General features: G+C 67.1%; 17 protein-coding genes. 5 read left to right on the plus strand and 12 right to left on the minus strand.

Annotated elements, in window-relative coordinates; genetic code table 11:
- Positions 1-4: 4 nt before the first annotated feature.
- The 8 genes from ACMZPQ_RS10815 to ACMZPQ_RS10850 all read right to left on the minus strand — a co-directional run bounded on the left by ACMZPQ_RS10815 (position 5) and on the right by ACMZPQ_RS10850 (position 10,535).
- Positions 5-1,273 carry a septal ring lytic transglycosylase RlpA family protein gene (locus tag ACMZPQ_RS10815; RefSeq protein ID WP_197583692.1) on the minus strand — a complete coding sequence of 423 codons (1,269 nt, stop codon included), beginning with the start codon at positions 1,271-1,273 and terminating at the stop codon, positions 5-7.
- Entirely contained in the window at positions 1,270-2,415 is a 1,146-nt protein-coding gene (gene mltB / locus ACMZPQ_RS10820; RefSeq protein WP_197583691.1) for a lytic murein transglycosylase B, read from the minus strand. Before mltB ends, ACMZPQ_RS10815 begins: the two co-directional genes overlap by 4 nt.
- A 947-nt stretch (positions 2,416-3,362) precedes the next feature.
- On the minus strand, positions 3,363-4,511 hold the full coding sequence (gene rodA, locus ACMZPQ_RS10825; protein WP_414485971.1) for a rod shape-determining protein RodA: 1,149 nt from the start codon (positions 4,509-4,511) through the stop codon (positions 3,363-3,365).
- A gap of 88 nt (positions 4,512-4,599) precedes the next feature.
- Positions 4,600-5,712: a rod shape-determining protein RodA gene (gene rodA, locus ACMZPQ_RS10830; protein WP_197583690.1), complete on the minus strand. Its 1,113-nt coding sequence runs from the start codon at positions 5,710-5,712 to the stop codon at positions 4,600-4,602.
- On the minus strand, positions 5,709-7,784 hold the full coding sequence (gene mrdA / locus ACMZPQ_RS10835) for a penicillin-binding protein 2 (RefSeq protein ID WP_197583689.1): 2,076 nt from the start codon (positions 7,782-7,784) through the stop codon (positions 5,709-5,711). Before mrdA ends, rodA (ACMZPQ_RS10830) begins: the two co-directional genes overlap by 4 nt.
- Before the next feature lie 3 nt (positions 7,785-7,787).
- Entirely contained in the window at positions 7,788-8,273 is a 486-nt protein-coding gene (gene mreD / locus ACMZPQ_RS10840) for a rod shape-determining protein MreD (protein WP_197583688.1), read from the minus strand.
- Positions 8,270-9,367, minus strand: coding sequence for a rod shape-determining protein MreC (gene mreC, locus ACMZPQ_RS10845; RefSeq protein ID WP_197583687.1), 1,098 nt, complete (start codon positions 9,365-9,367; stop codon positions 8,270-8,272). Before mreC ends, mreD begins: the two co-directional genes overlap by 4 nt.
- A gap of 121 nt (positions 9,368-9,488) precedes the next feature.
- Entirely contained in the window at positions 9,489-10,535 is a 1,047-nt protein-coding gene (locus ACMZPQ_RS10850; RefSeq protein WP_005419402.1) for a rod shape-determining protein, read from the minus strand.
- Positions 10,536-10,818: 283 nt separating this feature from the next.
- On the opposite strand from ACMZPQ_RS10850, the gene ACMZPQ_RS10855 reads away from it, so the two are divergent.
- On the plus strand, positions 10,819-11,757 hold the full coding sequence (locus ACMZPQ_RS10855; RefSeq protein WP_197583890.1) for a PfkB family carbohydrate kinase: 939 nt from the start codon (positions 10,819-10,821) through the stop codon (positions 11,755-11,757).
- 103 nt (positions 11,758-11,860) lie between these two features.
- Here ACMZPQ_RS10855 and ACMZPQ_RS10860 read toward each other — a convergent pair whose 3' ends face one another.
- The 4 genes from ACMZPQ_RS10860 to ubiE form a co-directional block, all read right to left on the minus strand.
- Positions 11,861-12,484, minus strand: coding sequence for an HAD family hydrolase (locus ACMZPQ_RS10860; protein ID WP_197583896.1), 624 nt, complete (start codon positions 12,482-12,484; stop codon positions 11,861-11,863).
- Complete coding sequence (locus tag ACMZPQ_RS10865) at positions 12,484-13,215, minus strand: hypothetical protein (protein WP_197583891.1); 732 nt, start codon at positions 13,213-13,215, stop codon at positions 12,484-12,486. The genes ACMZPQ_RS10860 and ACMZPQ_RS10865 overlap by 1 nt, the downstream gene beginning before the upstream one ends.
- A gap of 127 nt (positions 13,216-13,342) precedes the next feature.
- A complete protein-coding gene (locus tag ACMZPQ_RS10870) occupies positions 13,343-15,271 on the minus strand; it encodes a leukotriene A4 hydrolase C-terminal domain-containing protein (RefSeq protein ID WP_197583892.1) in 1,929 nt (642 codons plus the stop codon).
- A 320-nt stretch (positions 15,272-15,591) separates the two neighbouring features.
- Positions 15,592-16,353 (minus strand): bifunctional demethylmenaquinone methyltransferase/2-methoxy-6-polyprenyl-1,4-benzoquinol methylase UbiE, encoded by a 762-nt coding sequence (gene ubiE / locus ACMZPQ_RS10875; RefSeq protein ID WP_197583893.1) that lies wholly within the window; start codon positions 16,351-16,353, stop codon positions 15,592-15,594.
- Between the two features lie 80 nt (positions 16,354-16,433).
- Here ubiE and ACMZPQ_RS10880 point away from each other — a divergent pair, with 80 nt between their 5' ends.
- From ACMZPQ_RS10880 to ACMZPQ_RS10895, 4 genes are all read left to right on the plus strand, one after another.
- Positions 16,434-16,886, plus strand: coding sequence for a nucleoside deaminase (locus ACMZPQ_RS10880; RefSeq protein ID WP_049399252.1), 453 nt, complete (start codon positions 16,434-16,436; stop codon positions 16,884-16,886).
- A 199-nt stretch (positions 16,887-17,085) separates the two neighbouring features.
- Positions 17,086-17,346, plus strand: coding sequence for a hypothetical protein (locus ACMZPQ_RS10885; protein WP_197583894.1), 261 nt, complete (start codon positions 17,086-17,088; stop codon positions 17,344-17,346).
- Between the two features lie 74 nt (positions 17,347-17,420).
- A complete protein-coding gene (locus ACMZPQ_RS10890) occupies positions 17,421-17,747 on the plus strand; it encodes a hypothetical protein (protein ID WP_008266057.1) in 327 nt (108 codons plus the stop codon).
- Positions 17,748-17,809: 62 nt separating this feature from the next.
- Positions 17,810-18,232 carry a low affinity iron permease family protein gene (locus tag ACMZPQ_RS10895; protein WP_197583895.1) on the plus strand — a complete coding sequence of 141 codons (423 nt, stop codon included), beginning with the start codon at positions 17,810-17,812 and terminating at the stop codon, positions 18,230-18,232.
- The last annotated feature ends 40 nt before the right edge of the window (positions 18,233-18,272 follow it).

The following is an 18,272-nucleotide window of genomic DNA, read 5'->3' on the forward strand; positions in this document are numbered from 1 at the left end:
CGGATCAATCCTTGACGATCTGCGGCGAACCCAGGCCCAGACCGGCGATGCGGCCGACAAGTTCCGCGGCGCTGGCATGGTCGCTGGCGGGAACGCGCAGGCGGAACAAGGTGCGGCCACCGGCAGCAATATCGCTGATGGTGGCGCCGACGATGCCGGCGGCGTTGAGCTGGCCCATCGCACGGTTGGCATTGTCGCGGTTGGAGAAGCTGGCGACCTGCACCATCACCGCGCCCACGACCTGTTGCGAGAGGCTGGGCGGCGACGGGGCGGTACGCACTGGCGCCGGAGCCACCGCACGCGGGGTCGCGCTGGCTACCACGGCCGGCGCAGGCACCGTACTGCGCATCGGCGGCGCACTCGGCGGCAGGCTGCTGACCGCCACGTCCGGCGCGGTGCTGGCTACGCCCTGGGTGGTGGCCGGCTGGCCGCGTGCCGGGGCGCCTTCGGTGGGCAGGCGATTGACCAGGCGATCGATGTCACTGTCTGCGGAGGCACGCGCGGCCGGGGTTGGACGCGCGCTGGCCACGGCGGTAGCGGCGGCCGCTTCGGCGGCGCGGCGCTCGCGGCGCGACGGCTTCTGCGCCAGCAGGTTGCTCTCGCCCGGCTGCAGCGCACGCACCTCGACATTGCCGGTGCCGCGCTGGGTGATGCCCAGGCGCACAGCGGCCGCATAGCTCAGATCGACGACGCGGCCATCGTGGAACGGGCCACGATCGTTGACGCGCACGATCACCGATTCGCCGTTGTCCAGGTTGGTCACGCGGGCGAAGCTGGGCAGCGGCAGCGTCTTGTGCGCGGCGGTGAACTGGTACATGTCGTAGACCTCTCGGTTGGAGGTCAGGCGGCCATGGAACTTGGCGCCGTAGTACGACGCGGTGCCGCGCTCGACGTAATTGCGGGTGTCGTCAAGCACGTTGTACGACTTGCCCAGCACCACATACGGCGTCTTGTTGCCGATCGCCGAGCGTTCCTCGGCGGTCACTTCCGGCTCGGGAATGCAGGCCACGTTCGGAATGTAGGTCGGCGTGCTGTCCTTCACCCCGGGCTTGTACAGGCCACCGGCGGTGTAATTGCCACGGGTATTGAGGTCTTCCTTGGCCGCCGCATACGGCGAACCTTCCGGGCAATGCGCCGGGCGTGAGCCGCGGCCCTGCACCAGCGTGCCGCTGGACTTGCCACCATGGCCGGCCGTGGCCGGCTTCTTCGGCGCGCTGCTGCAGGCCGCCAGCGCGAGGACGATCAAGCTCGGGACCAGCCATCTGATGTTCATGCCGGGGGCAGCTCCTGTCCGGCAATGGCCTGGGACAACTGGAACACGGCCATCGCGTACATCTTCGAGAGGTTGTAGCGGGTGATCGCGTAGTAGTTCTGGAAGCCCAGCCAGTACTGCTTGCCGGTGCTGCCTTCAAGCGTGATCGGGGTGGCGGTGGCACCCGGCTGCACCGCCGCACTGGGCTGGTAGCCACGCTGCGCCAAGTCGGCCAGCGACCAGGTGGGCATCCACTCGGTCGGGTTGAACTCCTCGCGACCCGGCGCCAGCGTGGCCGGCACGGCGACCTGCCCGCCCCGCACCCAGCCGCCCTTCTTCACGAAGTAGTTGGCGATGGACGAGAACACGTCGTCGTAGCTGTTGAACAGGTCGCGGCGGCCATCGCCGTTGCCGTCCACCGCATAATCGAGATAGCTGGACGGCATGAACTGGCCCATGCCCATCGCACCGGCATAGCTGCCCTTGAGCGTAGTGATGTCCAGCTTTTCTTCGCGGCCCAGTTCGAACAGCTTGGCCAGTTCGTCGCGGAAGAACAGCTCGCGGCGCACTTCGCGTTCCAGCTTGGCCGGATCGCCGCTGCGCGGGTAATAGAACGCCAGCGTGTACAGCGCATCCAGCACGCGATGGCTGCCGGCATTCTTGCCGTAACTGGTTTCCACGCCGATGATCGCCACGATCACTTCGGCCGGCACGCCGGTGCGCTGCTGCACGCGATCCAGTTCGGCACGGTGTTCAGCCAGGAACGCGCGGCCGCCATCGATGCGTGCCTTGCTGATGAACATCGGCCGGTACTCGTTCCACGGCTTGACCCGTTCGGCCGGGCGCGACATCGCGGCGATGATCGGCTGGCGCACCTGCGCCTGGTCGAGCACGCTGCTGATCTGCTCCGGCTTCAGACCATAGCGCTTGGCGGTATCGGCAATGAATCGGGCCCGCGCGACCTCGAACGGCACCGGGGTGAGATCGACCGGCGGCGCGGTGGCAGCGGTGGCTTCGGGCGTGGCCTCGGCCGGGCCATGGGCCTTGCTGGCGGGCTGGCGTGGCGTACTGCTGGCCTGGGGCGAAGACGGTGGGGACTTCGGCTGGGTCGCGCAGGCGACCAGGCCGAGGGTGAGCATGCAGGCCAGAGTGCGTCGAATCATCGTCGCAGGTTAGCAGGTCATGGATGAATTAAAACCCCTAACACCATGAATCACAACGATTTGCCCGCGTTCAGCGGGAAATGTGAAGACGTCGTGAGCAGCCTACCCCATTCAGACAGAGGTGGCCGGTTGCGTCCCCATCCCCGCAGACGCAACCGGCAACCGGATCCGGTCGGTACCTGCGCGGCTGCCGCTCCCCAGTGGCAGTACCCCGCGCTCCCTGTACCCGTTGGATCAGTACTGCTTCCCGCCCGACGCCCCCTCGCGCTGCAACGATTGACGGCGCGCCGTGCCGAACGGGCCGCCATTGTGCAGGCCGATTACGACAAGTCCATTGATCAAGATCAACGCGACGTAAAAGTGTGACCCGTCTAACATTTTTTATGGACTTCGGTCAGTGGCACTGCAGCTGCGGGCTGCTGTGAGAACGCTTCCACAACGGGCGTTGCGCAGAGTCAGGAACTTTCCAGCCAACGGCGCAGCCCCTCGTGGGTGGGGTTGTCGCTGAAAGCAAAAGCTGCGAGTGGGTCGGTCGGGTCGGGTACGCGGGGGACGCCGTGAACCCATCCATGGGGGCTTGGCAGCCGCATCCATGCGGCTGACACCCCCGCGTACCCAACCCGACCGCCCTCTGACAGATGTCGGTGGCCTGCCACCCACGGAAAAGAAAAAGAAGATCAAAAGCGGGTCGCGCGCTGCGCTTGCTCGTGAGCCGAGCATGGCTATGCCGGTCGTCCTGACCGGCACCCTTCGGGCCGTCGCCGTGGGCGACGTTGGCAGCGGCTCCTGCCGCTGCCTTCGGCTCTACACAAGGCAATGAAGCGATCCGCCAGGCCGCTTTTGCTTTTGATCTTCTTTTTCTTTTTCGTGGGTGGACGCGCCCGCCCCAATTACATGACCCGCGTTACGCAACCACCCACGAGGGGCTGCGCCGTTGGCTGGAAACCCTATCCCCCGTGCACGGGCCGGTGCCCACGCACCGCCATCACCAACCCGATACCGGCCAGCAGCGAAACCGCCGATGTCCCGCCATAGCTGATCAACGGCATCGGAATGCCCACCACCGGCAGCAGGCCGGAAATCATTCCACCGTTCACCAGCACATAGACGAAGAACGCCAGCCCCAGGCTGCCGGCAAGCAACCGTGCGTGCGTGTCGCGCGCGTGCACCGCGATCCACAGGCAGCGCCCGACCACGAACAGGTACAGCGCCAGCACCGTGGCCACGCCGATCCAGCCGAACTCTTCAGCCAACACCGAGAACGCGAAGTCCGTGGTGTACTCGGGCAGGAAGTCCAGGGTGGCCTGCGTGCCCTGCCCCCAACCGCGCCCGTCCCAGCCACCGGAACCGATCGCGATGCGCGACTGCAGGATGTTCCAGCCGGTACCGAGGGGGTCCGCCGCCGGGTCGAGGAAGGTCAGCACGCGATCCTTCTGGTACTGCCGCAGCAGGCCGAACCACGCCAACGGTGCGGCGACCGCCAGGCCGGTCGCGCCGGTCGCCACCCAGCCCCAGTGCAACCCGGCCAGCAACAGCGCGAAGACGCCGCTGGCCGTGACCAGCGTGGCCGTGCCCAGGTTGGGCTGCATCAGGATCAGCACCGCCGGCACGCCAATCAGCACCGCAGCGGTCAGCACCGTGCGCGGCGACGGCGGCAGCGGCTGCCGGTGCAGGTACCAGGCCATCATCAGCGGCAGGCTGAGCTTGAGCAGTTCGGACGGCTGCAGGTAGAACACGCCCAGGTTGAGCCAGCGCTGCCCGTACTTGCCGGTGCCGATTACGTACACCGCCATCAGTGGCAACATCGACAGCGCGTAGAGCGCTGGTGTCCACGCGCGCAGGCGCAGCAGCGACACACGCGACAGCAGCCACATGGCCAGCAGCCCACCGGCAAAACGCGCGGCCTGGCCACCCACCGGTCCGGACACGCTGTGCAGTACCGCCAGGCCGGCGCCCATCAGAATCAGCAAGGCGGCCAGCAACGGCAGGTCGATCGTGCGCACCGCCTCACGGCAGCCGCCAAGCAGTCGTTTCCATTCCACGCTGGCCACGGTAGCAACGGGCGCTTGCGTGAAGCTGTCATGCGGCAGCTGCATTTGTAGAGTCGAGCCGTGCTCGACTGCCTTTCATGCAGCAACAGAAGCAGTCGAGCAAGCTCGACGCTACAGAAGAGCGCGGCCGGTGTTATCCGTAGCCGCCGTGTACCGGGTTGTGGCTGCGCACCGCCATCACCAGACCGAAGCCGGCCAGCAATGACACCGCCGAAGTACCGCCGTAGCTGATCAGCGGCATCGGCACGCCCACCACCGGCAGCAGGCCGGAAATCATGCCGCCATTGACCAGCACGTAGACGAAGAACGCCAGGCCGGTGGCGCCGGCCAGCAGGCGCGAATACGAGTCGCGCGACTGGCTGGCGATCCACAGGCATCGCCCGATCACCACCAGGTACAGCGCCAGCACGGTGGCCACGCCGATCCAGCCGAATTCCTCGCTCAGCACCGAGAACGCAAAGTCGGTGGTCTGCTCGGGAATGAAGTTCAGGTGCGACTGCGAGCCCTCACCCCAGCCCTTGCCGTCGAAGCCGCCGGAACCGATCGCGATCTTCGACTGGATGATGTTCCAGCCCGCGCCCAGCGCATCCATCTCCGGGTCCAGGAACATCATGATGCGGTCCTTCTGGTACGGCCGCAGCAGCCAGAACCAGGCCACCGGCGCGACCGCAGCCACGCCCCCCACGCCCAGGCCCACCCACCACCACGGCAGGCCCGCCAGCAGCAGCACGAACACACCACTGGCGGCGATCAGCACGCCGGTGCCGAAGTCCGGCTGCAGCATCACCAGCCCGGTCGGTACGCCGATGATGACCAGCGCCACAAGCACGGTGTTGAAGCGTGGCGGCAGCGGCATCCGGTGCAGGTACCAGGCCACCATCATCGGCAGGCTGACCTTCAGCAGTTCGGCCGGCTGCAGGTAGAAGAACTTCAGGTCCAGCCACTGCCGTCCGTATTTGCCGGTGCCGAGCACGAACACCGCCAGCAGCGGGATCATCGAGATCGCATAGATGAGCGGGGTCGCCGAGCGGATACGCAGGATCGGCGCCCGCGAGATGCCCCACAGCGCCGCCATGCCCACTGCGAAACGCGCCCCCTGGGCCATCACCAGGCCGTCGCCACCGGCGCTCTTCAAGGTGGCCAGACCGATCACCATCAACGCGCCCAGCGCCAGGCACAACACCCAGTCGAGCGTACTGAAGAAGCGGCGCAGCATGTCGCCGGCCCAGCGCAGGAACACCTTCATCGTGCGGCCTCCGCAGAGGTCGGGCGCGGCGTAGCCGGCAGCGCGGCGGCGGCCGGTGTGCCCGGCGGCGGTGCCGGAGCCGGCTCCGGCGCGGGCACGCCGACCAGCACCGGGTGTTCGGCCAGCTGCGCGGCAGCCAGATCACCGGCCTGGCGCGCGCCGGCGTCTTCGTTGTCGAACGCGGTGGCGCCGATGGCAGTGGTGCCGCGCTCGCTGTCCAGCGGCTGCATGCCTTCGGGCATCTTGCCCAGCAGGTAGGCATCGAACACCTTGCGCGCGATCGGCGCGGCGGCCGAACCGCCGTAGCCACCGCCCTCCACTGCCACCGCGATGGCGATCACCGGGTTTTCGACCGGGGCGAAGCCGACGAACAGCGCGCGGTGGCGCAGGTGCATCGGCAGGCTCTTGGGGTTCACCGCGGCGGTGCCCTTGCGGCTGATGACCTGCGCGGTACCGGTCTTGCCGGCCATCACGTACGGCGCACCGACCGCCACCCGCCAGCCGCTGCCGCCGGGCCGCATGGTCGCCATCATGCCCTCGCGCACGGCCTGCACGTTGTTCGCGTTGGGGCTGACCGGCTTGCTTTCGCCGGGCGGCGTCGCCGTCCAGTCGCTGTCGAACCCGTCGCGCTGCTGGATCACCAGGTGCGGGGTGCGCAGCTGGCCGTCGGCCAGGCCGCTGACGCCGCGCGCCAGCTGCAGCGGGGTGACCTTCCAGTCGCCCTGGCCGATGCTGATGTTGACCGTATCGCCGGGGTACCAGGCTTCCTTGCGACTCTTGCGCTTGTAGGCCGGCGACGGCAGGATGCCGCCGATCTCGCCGGTCAGGTCGATGCCGGTCGGCTGGCCGAAGCCGTAGTACTCCATGTAGTGGTCGAAGCGCTCGATGCCCAGGTCCAGCGCCAGCCGGTAGTAGTAGGTGTTGACCGATTCGGCGATGGACTTGCGCAGGTCGGTCCAGCCGTGGCCGCCGCGATGTGCATCACCCCAGCCACGGCTGGTGCCGGGCAGGTAGAACATGCCGGTGGACAATATCTTGTCTTCCGGACGGCGCACGCCCGAGTCCAGGCCGGCCAGGCCGATCAGCGGTTTCAGCGTGGAGCCCGGGGCAACACCGCCGAGCACCAAGCGGTTGAACTGCGGCCGCGACGGGTTTTCGTTCAACGCCTTGAAGTCGGCATGGGAGATGCCGTTGACGAACAGGTTGGGGTCGTAGGACGGCAGGCTGACCATCGCCAGCACCTCGCCGGTGCGCGGGTCCATTGCCACCGCCGAGCCTTCCTGGTCGCCGAAGGCGGCGACCATCGCGCGCTGCAGGTCGGCGTCGATCGACAGGCGCAGGTCGGCACCGGACTGCGCGGCGACGCGGCCGATGGTACGGATCGCACGGCCCTGCACGTTGGTCTCGACCTGCTCGTAGCCGACCTTGCCACGCAACTGCTGCTCGTAATAACGCTCCAGGCCGGACTTGCCGATGTGGGTCAGCGCCGCATTGCCTTCACCGAGGATCTCCAGGTCCTTGTCATCGACGCGGCCGACGTAGCCGATGATGTGGGCGAACAGGTCGCCGTACGGGTAACGCCGGGTCAGGTAGGGCTCCAGCTCGACGCCGGGAAAGCGCCAGCGGTCGACCGCAAAACGCGCCATCTCCTCGTCGTTCATGCGCAGCTTCAGCGTGACCGGCAGGAACTTGCGGCGGGCCTTGCGCGACTTGTTGAACGCTTCCAGCTCTTCCGGGCTGATGCTGATGATCTTCGCCAACCCTTCCAGGGTGGCATCCATGTCCTTGACCTTGTCCGGGGTCACGTCCAGGCGGAACGCTGGCACGTTCTCGGCCAACAGGCGGCCGTTGCGGTCGTAGATCATGCCGCGCCCGGGCACCACCGGCCGCGGCTTGATGCGGTTGGCCTCCGAGCGCGTGGCGTAGACGTCGTGGTCCAGCACCTGCAGCTTGAAGTACCAGCCGCCCAGGCCCAGCAGGCAGACCAGCACGCCGAGGAAACCCAGCGCCGCGCGGCGGCGGAACTGTTCGGCTTCGGCGTGCGGGTTCTTGACCTGGCGGCGCGGGATCATGGCTCAGCGCCCGCGCTTGCCGAAGCGCACCGCGTCCAGCAGCACGAACACCAGCGGCCACAGGCCCATGCCCAGCAGCGGCGCCCACCAGTACGACCACGGCAGCGTCGGTTCACCCACCAGGATATGGACCAGCGCGCTGACGATGCGATCGTTGAACAGCAGGCCACCGATGGCCAGCATCTGCTGCGACATCGGGAAGAAGCGGATGCGGGCACGGAAGCGCTGCAGGATGAAGGCCAGCATCACCAGCCGCAGCGCCTGTTCGCCGAGCACCCCGCCGTACAACAGGTCGGCAATCACACCACTGGCGAACGCGATGCCCAGGCCGACGCGCTCGGGCGCTTCGATCACCCAGTAGGCCACCACCAGCGCCAGCCAGTACGGGCGCAGCGGCTGCAGCAGCGCCGGCAGCGGCAGCAAGCCCAGCAGCAGCGCCACCACCAGGCTGGCCGGCAGCACCCACGGGTTGTCGCGCAGGCGGCTCATCGCTGCGCCTCCGGCGTGGTCGGTTGCCGGCCAGCGGCCGGCACTACCGGAGCAGCAGGATCAAGGGAGGATGCGGGGGCAACAGTCCTCGTTTGCGACGAGGGCTGTTGCCGGCCAGCGGCCGGCACTACCGGAGCACTGGCCGGCGCCGGCGTGGTTGCAGCAGGCACGGCTCCCGTCGGCGCGGCAGCGGCGCTGGCCGGGCCGCCTGGCGCGGACGCGTCCAGCTGCAGGCGCAGCTCCGCCGGAATCCGGATCGCCGCGCCCGGGCGCAGCAGCAGTACGTCGCGGCCGCGGTCGAGCTGGGCCGCCGGCTTCAGTTCGCCGACCAGGAAGGCATGGGTATCGTCCGGACGCAGGCCGGTGATGGTGCCGACCGGGAAGCCGGCCGGGAAGCGCCCCCCGAGACCCGAGGTCACGATCTCATCGCCGACTTCCACGCCGGCGCTGAGTGGGATGTCGCGCAGTTCCAGCGTGTCGCCGCGGCCGTAGACAATCAGGCGCACGCCGTTGCGGGCGACGGTCACTGGTACCGCGTGATCGGGATCGGTCAGCAGCAGCACGGTGGAAGTGCCGCCGGTGACGCTGATCACCTGCCCCATCAGGCCACCGGCATCGATCACCGCCTGGCCGACGTGCACGCCTTCGCGGCTGCCGGCGTCGAGCACCAGGCGCTGCTTCACCGGGTCCAGGTCGATGTCCAGGATCGGGGCCAGCTGCACGTCCAGGCCACTGCGCTCGGCCACGTTCAGCAGTTCGCGCAGCTGGGCGTTGTCCAGCGCGGCGGTCTGCAGGCGGGTCAGGCGCGCGTTGGCCAGCAGCAGCTGGTTGCGCAGTTCGCGGTTCTCGGTGACCAGCTGGCCGTGGCTGGCGGCCGAATCCTTGACCTGGTTGCCCAGCTTGCCGGGCAGGCCGGCCAGCGCCCAGACCGGCTGCACCAGGCTGTTGGCCTGCTCACGCAGACGCGCAAGCCAACCGGCCTGGTCGTCGAGCACGATCAGGGTGATGGCCAGCGCGAGGTAGGCCAGCAACCGCAGGGGGCTGGCGGCATCACCGGATCGGGAGGCGACGGGAGGACCGGCGTAGGGCGGCACGGCAACGATTCAACTGGCAGAAGGCGGAGGGGAAACACGCAGACGCCCTGCCGGTGTCGGCCCGCCATTGCGGCGGGCCGCACCCCGGAAGGGCGCGGCGGGCAGGAACGGCCGGGACGGCTTATTCCGGCGCAAAGAACTCGTTGCCGTGCATGTCCACCAGCTCCAGCGCACGACCGCCACCGCGGGCCACGCAGGTCAGCGGATCGTCGGCCACCTGCACGTGCAGGCCGGTTTCCTCGGAGATCAGGCGGTCCAGGTCGCGCAGCAGGGCACCACCACCGGTCAGCACGATGCCGCGCTCGGCGACGTCGGCGCACAGTTCCGGCGGGGTCTGCTCCAGCGCCAGCTTGACCGCGCTGACGATGCCCGACAGCGGTTCATGCAGGGCTTCGAGCACCTCGTTGGAGCTGATCTTGATCATCTTCGGCACGCCCTCGGCGAGGTTGCGGCCGGAGATCTCCATCTCGATCACTTCTGCCTGCGGGTAGGCACAGCCCAGCTCGACCTTGATGCGCTCGGCGGTGGCTTCACCAATCAGCATGCCGTGGTTGCGGCGAACGTAATTGGTGATCGACTCGTCGAAGCGGTCGCCGCCGATGCGGACCGACGCCGAATAGACGATGCCGTTGAGCGAGATCACCGCCACTTCGGTGGTGCCGCCGCCGATGTCGATGACCATCGAGCCACGCGCCTCGGTGACCGGCATGCCGGCGCCGATTGCTGCGGCCATCGGCTCTTCAATCAGGAACACGTCGCGGGCACCGGCTTCCTCGGCCGATTCCTTGATCGCGCGGCGCTCGACCTGGGTCGAACCGGCCGGCACGCAGACCAGCACGCGCGGGCTCGGGCGCAGCACGCGCGACTTGTGCACCTTCTTGATGAAGTGCTTGAGCATCGCCTCGGTATAGGTGAAGTCGGCGATGACGCCGTCCTTCATCGGGCGGATGGTGGTGATGTGGCCCGGGGTACGGCCGAGCATCTGCTTGGCTTCGGCGCCTACGGCTGCCACCGAGCGGGTGCCACCGATGGCACGGTCCTGGCGCACGGCCACGACCGACGGCTCGTTCAGCACGATCCCCTGCCCGCGCACGTAGATGAGGGTGTTGGCCGTGCCCAGGTCGATGGACAGGTCGTTGGAGAACATGCCGCGGAGTTTCTTGAACATCTGAGGAAGGAGTCCTGAGGGGTGTCGCGCCCAACGCGGGATGGCGAAAAAATGGGCAGAAATCGAGGCCGACAAGCCTAGCAACCCGCCTGCCGCCGAGCAAGGAAAAAACTAGCTGAACCCGCGTCTTCACAGGCTTTCGGCCTGATCGGGCATTACCCGGTTCTGGCCCTGAGCGGCACCAGCGGGTAACCTTTGCGCCGTCGGGCGCCCAAGGGCGCCGTTTGCTTGCCCGCCGAGCCGGGCTGGCCCACCCCAAAATTCACCGCATAGGCTTACATCGATGTCCGCTCTGATCTGTGGTTCTCTTGCCTTCGACACCATCATGGTGTTTCCGGACCAGTTCAAGAATCACATCCTGCCGGACAAGGTGCACATCCTGAACGTGTCCTTCCTGGTCCCGCGCATGCGCCGCGAGTTCGGCGGCTGCGCCGGCAACATCGCCTACAACCTGCACCTGCTGGGCGGCCAGCCGATCCCGATGGGCACCGTCGGCTCGGACTTCGGCCCGTACCGCGAATACTTCGAAGGCCTGGGCATCGACCTGACCCGCGTGCGCGTGATCGATGAGCTGTTCACCCCGCAGGCGTTCATCACCACCGATCACGACAACAACCAGATCACCGCCTTCCACCCGGGCGCGATGATGCGTTCCTACGAGAACCATGTGCGTGGCGTGCCGGGCGTGACCCTGGGCCTGGTCGGTCCGGACGGCCGCGAGGGCATGATCCAGAACGCGCTGGAATTCCACGAAGACGGCATCCCGTTCATCTTCGACCCGGGCCAGGCGATGCCGCTGTTCAACGGCCCGGAGCTGCGCGCGTTCATCGAGCAGGCCGACTACGTGGTGGTCAACGACTACGAGTCGAACCTGCTGCAGGAGCGCACCGGCTGGGATGAGAAAGAGATCGTCAGCCGGGTCAAGGCCTACATCACCACCCGTGGCCCGAAGGGCGCGGTCATCCACACCCCGGAAAAGAGCTACGACATCCCGCCGGCGCACGAGCGCCGCGTGGTCGACCCGACCGGTTGTGGCGACGCCTTCCGCGCCGGCCTGATCTACGGCATCCAGAAGGGCTATGACTGGCTGACCATCGGCCGCATGGGCAACCTGATGGGCGCGCTGAAGGTCGAACACCCCGGCACGCAGAACCAGCGCTTCACCTTCGATGAGTTCAACGAGCAGTTCAAGCAGCAGTTCGGTTACGCGCTGAGCGCGTAAACCGAACTGCCCGCGCATCTGTTCGGTGGGTGTCAACCTCGGTCGACACGCTATGCCCTGGTAGGTGTCGACCTCGGTCGACACTGCCGGCCAGCGGCCGGGACTACCCCTTCTGCTGCCAGGCGGCCAACAGGTCGCGGCAATCGGCGAAATGCCAATCGGCGCGGCCCGGCCACGGGTTCTCCGGCAGGTTGACCAGCACGGTGTGGGTGCCCGCCGCGCGACCGCATTCCAGATCGTAGGCGTGGTCACCGACCATCACCGCCTCCCCGGCGGGAATGCCCCAGCGCCGCAGGTGCTGCTGCAGGCCATCCGGTGAAGGCTTGGGCACCGCTTCATCGCGGCCGACGATGTCGGCATCGTCGAACAGTTCCCCGGCCCCGATCGCCTCCAGCGTCAGCTTCGCCAGCGCGTGGTCGTTGCGGGTCAGGATGCCCAGCCGGCAACCGTCGCCGGCCAACGCACGCAGCAGTTTCACGGCACCCGGCGCCGGCAGCGCGTCCTCGGCCAGCGCGCGTTCGTGATCCAGCAGCCACTCACGCTTGGCCTGCGCCGGTGCGTCCGGCAGCGCCGCGATATGGTCGAGGATGTCTTCCTCGGCCGCGATCTGCAGTGCACGGCGGATCGCGGCGAAATCATGCACGGCCACCGTCAGCGTGCCGTCCATGTCGAACACCCAGTGCCGGATCGCGGACAACGCGTGCACTGCGCTGCCCGTCGCAACCATCACTGCCACCACTGCGGCATGCGGCTGGCGTCGACACCGCCGGTCTCGAACACGGCGGTACGCGTACCACCGGCCTTGACCGGGAACTCGATGCTGATCGACTTGCCCTTGCGCGCCAGCTTCCACAGCGCCTTCTGATCGGTGATGAACATCGCAATGGCTTCATCGGTCTTCGGGCGCCAGGCGGCCATCGACACCGGCTTGCCGTCGTCCACGGTCACCTTCACCGTGCACTGCGGGCAGCGGAAATCGCCGGCCTGCAGCACCAGGTAAGCGTGGCGCTTCCACTCCGGATGATCGCGGAACACCAGCTGCACCGGCTTGGCACCGCTGCCATCTACGTCCACCCGTTCCTTGCTGTAGATCTGTGCGGAGACCTGGTTGCCCTTGCTGCCCACCGGAATCTGGTTGTACTGCCACAGCGCCTGCATGCGGCGCAGGTCGCGCGCGGCGTCGCCCTTGGCCTTGACCTCATCGAAGCCGGCGGCGATGCGCTCGGCGGCGGTGGTGTCCTTGTACTGGTCCAGCAGCGAAGCGCCATGCAGGCGTGCGCGCTCCCAGTCCTGCGCGGCCACGGCCATGTCGTACTGCTTGGCGACGTCCTCGGCCTTGGCTTCCTTCTGCGCCTGCACGGCGGCCGCGGCGGCTTCCTGCGCCTTGCGCTCTTCCTCCGGGTTGCTGCAGGCAGCCAGGGCCAGGGTGCAGGCGGTGAGCAGGATCAGTCGTTTCATGGCAGAGGTCCTATGCGAGTGCATCCCGATTCTATCGGCAGCGAAAAGCGGATACACCAACGGCGGGTTTCCCCGCCGTTGGTGGTGAAGCAGTGACCGGTTGCCGGCCAGCGGCCGGCACTACCGCTTACTTGGCTTCGGCCTTGGCCAGCATGTCCTGCACCGAGGCGGTGGTGATCGGGTGGTAGCCCGGCTTGGCCTTCTCGAAGGCCTGCTTGGCCAGCTCCAGCCCCTTCGGCGTCTTCACCAGTTCGGCGTAGATCGGCATGATCAGCTTGCGGCGACCGACGCGCTCGATGAATGCCGCCGCCGCTTCGTTGGCCTGCTCGTAGCCGCTGCGGATCGCCAGCGGATACCAGCGCATGGCGATCTCGCCATTGGGGGTGCCGGTGAAGTGGAACGCCTTGTCCAGCGTGGCCAGCTTGTCCAGCGGCTGGGTCGTGCCCAGGCCGTCGATGAAGCGCACCCATTCCTGCGTGCTCCAGTCGGCGATGACCTGGCTGCTCGGCACGGTGCCGGCGCTGGCAAAGGCGATGCGCGCGGTATCGACGCTGCTGAAGTTGCGCGACTGCGCCTTGACCGCGAACGCCGGGATGCCCGGCTCGTCCAGCCACGCCTTCAGTTCGGCCTCGGTCACCGCCGACGGGTTCTTCGGCAGCAGGTTCTTCTTCAGGTACTCGACGAACTGGTCGGTGTTCGCGCTCTGGAAGGCATGGTCATCGAACCAGCCACGCAGGAACGGGTCGAAGGTCTCGCGGCCGAAGCGCTGTTCCAGGAACTCCAGGAACCACGAACCCTTGACGTAGGCGACCTGGCTGAGGGCTTCGTCGGGGTCACGCTCGTTCAGCGGCGGCAGCGCCAGCGCCTGGTCGGCCGGGCTCATGTCCTTCACTTCGGCCAGCAGGTCGGTCTGGTCGATCTGCTTCTCCATCTCGGCCATCTCCTTGCCGTACAGGGCTTCGGTGATGCGGCCCTGGACGTAGGTGGTGAAGCCCTCATTGAGCCAGATGTCCTTCCAGCTGGCGTTGGTCACCAGGTTGCCCGACCAGCTGTGCGCCAGTTCGTGGGCGACCAGCGACACCAGCGACTTGTCGCCGACGATCACGGTCGGGGTTGCAAACGTCAGGCGCGGGTTTTCCATGCCACCGAACGGGAACGACGGCGGCAGCACCAGCATGTCGTATCGGCCCCAGCGGTATTCGCCGTACAGCTTCTCGGCGGCACCGATCATCTTCTCGGTGTCTTCGAATTCCTTGGCGGCCTTGTTGACCATGGTCGGTTCGGCCCAGACACCCGAGCGGCCCGAAATCGGCTCGAACACCAGGTCGCCGGCGGCGATGGCCAGCAGGTAGGACGGAATCGGCTGCGGCATCTTGAAGGTGTAGTCACCATCACGCGCGGCCTTCGGATCGTTGTCGGCGCTCATCAGCACCATCACGTCCGGGCGCGAGACCACATGCGCGCTGTAGGTGAAGCGCACGCTCGGGGTGTCCTGCAACGGCACCCAGGAACGGGCGTGGATGGCCTGCGACTGGCTGAACATGAAGGGCAGCTTCTTGCCCTCGGTCATCGACGGCGCCAGCCACTGCAGGCCCGAGGCGGTCGGTGCGGTGTGGTAGGTCACTTCCACCTTGGCCGGCTGCTCCGGGGCTTCGATGGTCAGCTTGCTGCCGAACACCTTGTCAGCGGCGGCCAGCTCGAACTTCAGCGGGCTGCGCGCGCCATCGGCGGCGACGGCCTCGACCTTGGACACGGTCAGCTCGCGGGTGTCGAGCACCAGCTGCTTGGCGTCCTTCTGCTTCCATTCCAGGGTGTAGGTGGCGGTGCCGCCGATCTGCTTCTGGTCGAAGTCCAGCTTCAGATCCAGCGCGATGTCCTTGATGACGACCTTGTCCGGCTCGGCATACGAGCTTTCGTCGTGGCTGCGGTTCTCGGCGTTCACGGGGGCGGCAGGGGCCTTTGCGGCAGTCGGGGCGGCGGCGGGCGCGGCCGCCTCCTGGGAGCAGCCGGCGGCCAGGGCCACGGCCAGCGGAAGGAGCATCAGCGGATTGCGCATGAATCGGGACCGTTACGGGGATCAAACCCCAATGGTACCTCCCTCCGGCCCCGCAGGCGTTGCGCGGTGCGGGGTAATGGCGACCAAGGCCGATCCTGTGCCTCCGGCGCATGCCAACCAAGGTTGGCATCTACCACTCTGATTGGCACCTACAGGTAGGTGCCCACTCTGGTTGGCATCTACAGGTGGGTGCCAACCTTGGTTGGCACGGATCTTTCATCGCTCGCGGCAGGCCGGTGACGACCAAGGTCGGCACCCACCAGAGCGGATGACCGCGGCCTGGGCGTGCCAACCAAGGTTGGCATCTACCAAGGCAGGGCTTACAGCTTGTAGCCGGAATGGATCGAGACGATGCCGCCGGTCAGGTTCTTGTAGTGGCAGCGCTCGAAACCGGCCTCCCCCATCATCGCCTTCAGTTCTTCCTGCGGCGGGTGCTTGCGGATGCTCTCGGCCAGGTACTGGTAGCTGTCCGAATCGTTGGCGAACAGCTTGCCCAGCTTCGGCAGGATCCGGAACGAGTGGAAATCGTAGATCGGCTTGAACCAGTCCGCGGTGACTTCGGAGAACTCCAGCACGCGGGCCTGGCCGCCCACCTTCAGCACGCGGTACATCTCACGCAGGCCGGCGTCCTTGTCGGTCACGTTGCGCAGGCCGAAGGCGATGGTGACCAGATCGAAGCTGTTGTCCGGGAACGGCAGGGCTTCGGCGTTGCACTGCACGTAGTCCAGGCCGAGCACGAGGCCGCGGTTGGTCAGGCGGTCACGACCGACCGACAGCATGCCGGCGTTGATGTCGCCCAGCACCACCGAACCCTCGGCGCCAACGCGCTCCTTCAGCAGGGCGGCGATATCGCCGGTGCCGCCGGCCAGGTCGAGTACGCGGTCGCCCGGCTTCACCTGCGCGGTCGCCACGTAGTAGCGCTTCCACGCCCGGTGCACACCCAGGCTCATGAGGTCGTTCATCAGGTCGTAGTTGCGCGCGACCGAGGTGAACACCTGGCCGACCAGCTTCTGCTTGTCCTTGGCGGCGACGTCGCGGAACCCGAAATGGGTGGTACCGGCTTTGTAGGGGGATTCGCTCATGGCCCCGATTATCGCACCGCCGGCGGCCAGCGGCACCCCCTGCCCGTATCATGGCGGGCCACGACTTACCGGAGCCCCGCATGATCACCACGCCCGACTACCAGGCCCTGCTGCAGACCGCCATCGCCGAAGCCCGCCAGGGGCTGGCCGAAGGTGGCGTGCCGATCGGCGCAGCGCTGTACCACAACGACGGCCGCCTGCTCGGCTGCGGCCACAACCGCCGCGTGCAGGAAGGCGACCCTTCCGTGCACGGCGAGACCGACGCGTTCCGCAAGGCCGGCCGCCAGCGCCGCTACCAGGACACCATCATGGTCACCACCCTCGCCCCGTGCTGGTACTGCTCGGGGCTGGTGCGCCAGTTCAACATCGGCACCGTGGTGGTGGGCGAATCGCGCACCTTCCAGGGCGGCATCGACTGGCTGCGCGAGAACGGCGTCAACGTGATCGACCTCGACAACCAGGAATGCGTGGATCTGCTCGGCGGCTTCATTGCGCAGCATCCGGAGATCTGGAACGAAGACATCGGTGAATGAGCACCGCGCAGCGTACTGTTGAACCCGCTTAATGAACGCTTCAGTGCTGGCACGTCCTTGTGCCGGCAGCGTTTGCGGCCATTACCGTGAACCCGCGCACAGTCAGCGCAGGGGTCTGCACACGCTGCGGTAACACCCCACCCGCGCAGTGCGCCTAGGGTGGGGTTACCGGGACTTCCTTCCCCCGGCGGAGCCAGCCATGTGCGCGCACGCCGTACGCCCCACGCCCGACCCGATCCTCGCCGCCATCCGCACGCGCCTGCAGCAGCAGTTCGTGCTGCACCAGCGTAGCGCCCTGTTCTGGTCTGCCTACCAGGGCCTGCAGCTGGAACTGGTACAGGACCGTCCGCTCGACCACGAGCGCCTGTGCAACGCAATGGCCGACATGGCCGAAGAAATGGGCGCAGTCGAGCATGCGCAACTGATCGGCAATCGCAACGCAGACTGCACATCTCCCTGACGCGGCATCCACTGCCGCTCAGGCCACACTGCGATGAACCCCCACTCCCATCCACTTCAACCGATTGGATCGACATGCACGCTGAAGTTCCCACCATTCCCCCGGTCATCAACGTAGACGCCGAGCTTGACCACTGGCGCCGGCAGCATGCCGACGGCGCATTGCCGCACAATTCGTTCGGCTCCTACGTGCCGTGGATCAAGTTCGCCTGCGATTCGCTGATCACCCAGCCGCGCGCCAGCAATGCGCAGCGCGACGAGATGTTCCAGACCCAGTACGCCCTGCAGATCATGCCGCGCCTGAGTGAAGCCCAGGCCCGTGAGTTCGTCGACCGCTGCTGGCAGCACGTCTACCAGACCAGCCGGGTGCGCCTGCAGGATGCTCCGCGCCTGCGCGCCTGAGCTGCACGGCCCCTGCACAAGCCACTGCCGATCATCCTCGTCACCTGAGTGGGACGACGAAGATGAAAGCAAGAAACCTGTTCAATACGATCGCCAAGAAGGCCGCGGCCGCCACCGGTTCGCCGTGGACGTTCCTGGCTGCGGTTGCGATCGTGGTGATCTGGGGCATCAGTGGCCCGGTGTTCGGTTTCAACGACACCTGGCAGCTGGTGATCAACACCGGTACCACCATCATCACCTTCCTGATGGTGTTCCTGATCCAGCACACGCAGAACTCGGATACCGCGGCGATGCAGATCAAGCTCGACGAGCTGATCCGCGCCACCGCAGAGGCCAACAACGAGCTGCTGGACCTGGAAGAGCTGGACGAAGAGCGACTGGAAGAGATCCGCCGCGAGTACGAGCGCATGGCGCGCGAAGCCGGTGATGCGCTGGCGCGTGTGCGCGCCTGCCATGCCACCCGCCGCGACGATGAGGCGGTGTAGCCGGCCCTGGAAATGACAGTGCCGGCCACCCCCCTGTACA

It is taken from the genome of Stenotrophomonas maltophilia, assembly GCF_047497515.2.
Taxonomy (GTDB): Bacteria; Pseudomonadota; Gammaproteobacteria; order Xanthomonadales; family Xanthomonadaceae; genus Stenotrophomonas.

Bases quoted from the DNA above. Each gene is read 5' to 3' on its own strand.
- ACMZPQ_RS10880 (WP_049399252.1), top strand. From the start codon at position 16,434: ATGATCACCACGCCCGACTACCAGGCCCTGCTGCAGACCGCCATCGCC.
- ACMZPQ_RS10860 (WP_197583896.1), bottom strand. From the start codon at position 12,484: ATGGTTGCGACGGGCAGCGCAGTGCACGCGTTGTCCGCGATCCGGCAC.
- ubiE (WP_197583893.1), bottom strand. From the start codon at position 16,353: ATGAGCGAATCCCCCTACAAAGCCGGTACCACCCATTTCGGGTTCCGC.
- mrdA (WP_197583689.1), bottom strand. From the start codon at position 7,784: ATGATCCCGCGCCGCCAGGTCAAGAACCCGCACGCCGAAGCCGAACAG.
- ACMZPQ_RS10865 (WP_197583891.1), bottom strand. From the start codon at position 13,215: ATGAAACGACTGATCCTGCTCACCGCCTGCACCCTGGCCCTGGCTGCC.
- ACMZPQ_RS10885 (WP_197583894.1), top strand. From the start codon at position 17,086: ATGTGCGCGCACGCCGTACGCCCCACGCCCGACCCGATCCTCGCCGCC.
- rodA (WP_197583690.1), bottom strand. From the start codon at position 5,712: ATGAAGGTGTTCCTGCGCTGGGCCGGCGACATGCTGCGCCGCTTCTTC.
- ACMZPQ_RS10855 (WP_197583890.1), top strand. From the start codon at position 10,819: ATGTCCGCTCTGATCTGTGGTTCTCTTGCCTTCGACACCATCATGGTG.
- mreD (WP_197583688.1), bottom strand. From the start codon at position 8,273: ATGAGCCGCCTGCGCGACAACCCGTGGGTGCTGCCGGCCAGCCTGGTG.
- ACMZPQ_RS10895 (WP_197583895.1), top strand. From the start codon at position 17,810: ATGAAAGCAAGAAACCTGTTCAATACGATCGCCAAGAAGGCCGCGGCC.
- rodA (WP_414485971.1), bottom strand. From the start codon at position 4,511: ATGCAGCTGCCGCATGACAGCTTCACGCAAGCGCCCGTTGCTACCGTG.
- mltB (WP_197583691.1), bottom strand. From the start codon at position 2,415: ATGATTCGACGCACTCTGGCCTGCATGCTCACCCTCGGCCTGGTCGCC.
- ACMZPQ_RS10850 (WP_005419402.1), bottom strand. From the start codon at position 10,535: ATGTTCAAGAAACTCCGCGGCATGTTCTCCAACGACCTGTCCATCGAC.
- ACMZPQ_RS10890 (WP_008266057.1), top strand. From the start codon at position 17,421: ATGCACGCTGAAGTTCCCACCATTCCCCCGGTCATCAACGTAGACGCC.
- ACMZPQ_RS10870 (WP_197583892.1), bottom strand. From the start codon at position 15,271: ATGCGCAATCCGCTGATGCTCCTTCCGCTGGCCGTGGCCCTGGCCGCC.
- ACMZPQ_RS10815 (WP_197583692.1), bottom strand. From the start codon at position 1,273: ATGAACATCAGATGGCTGGTCCCGAGCTTGATCGTCCTCGCGCTGGCG.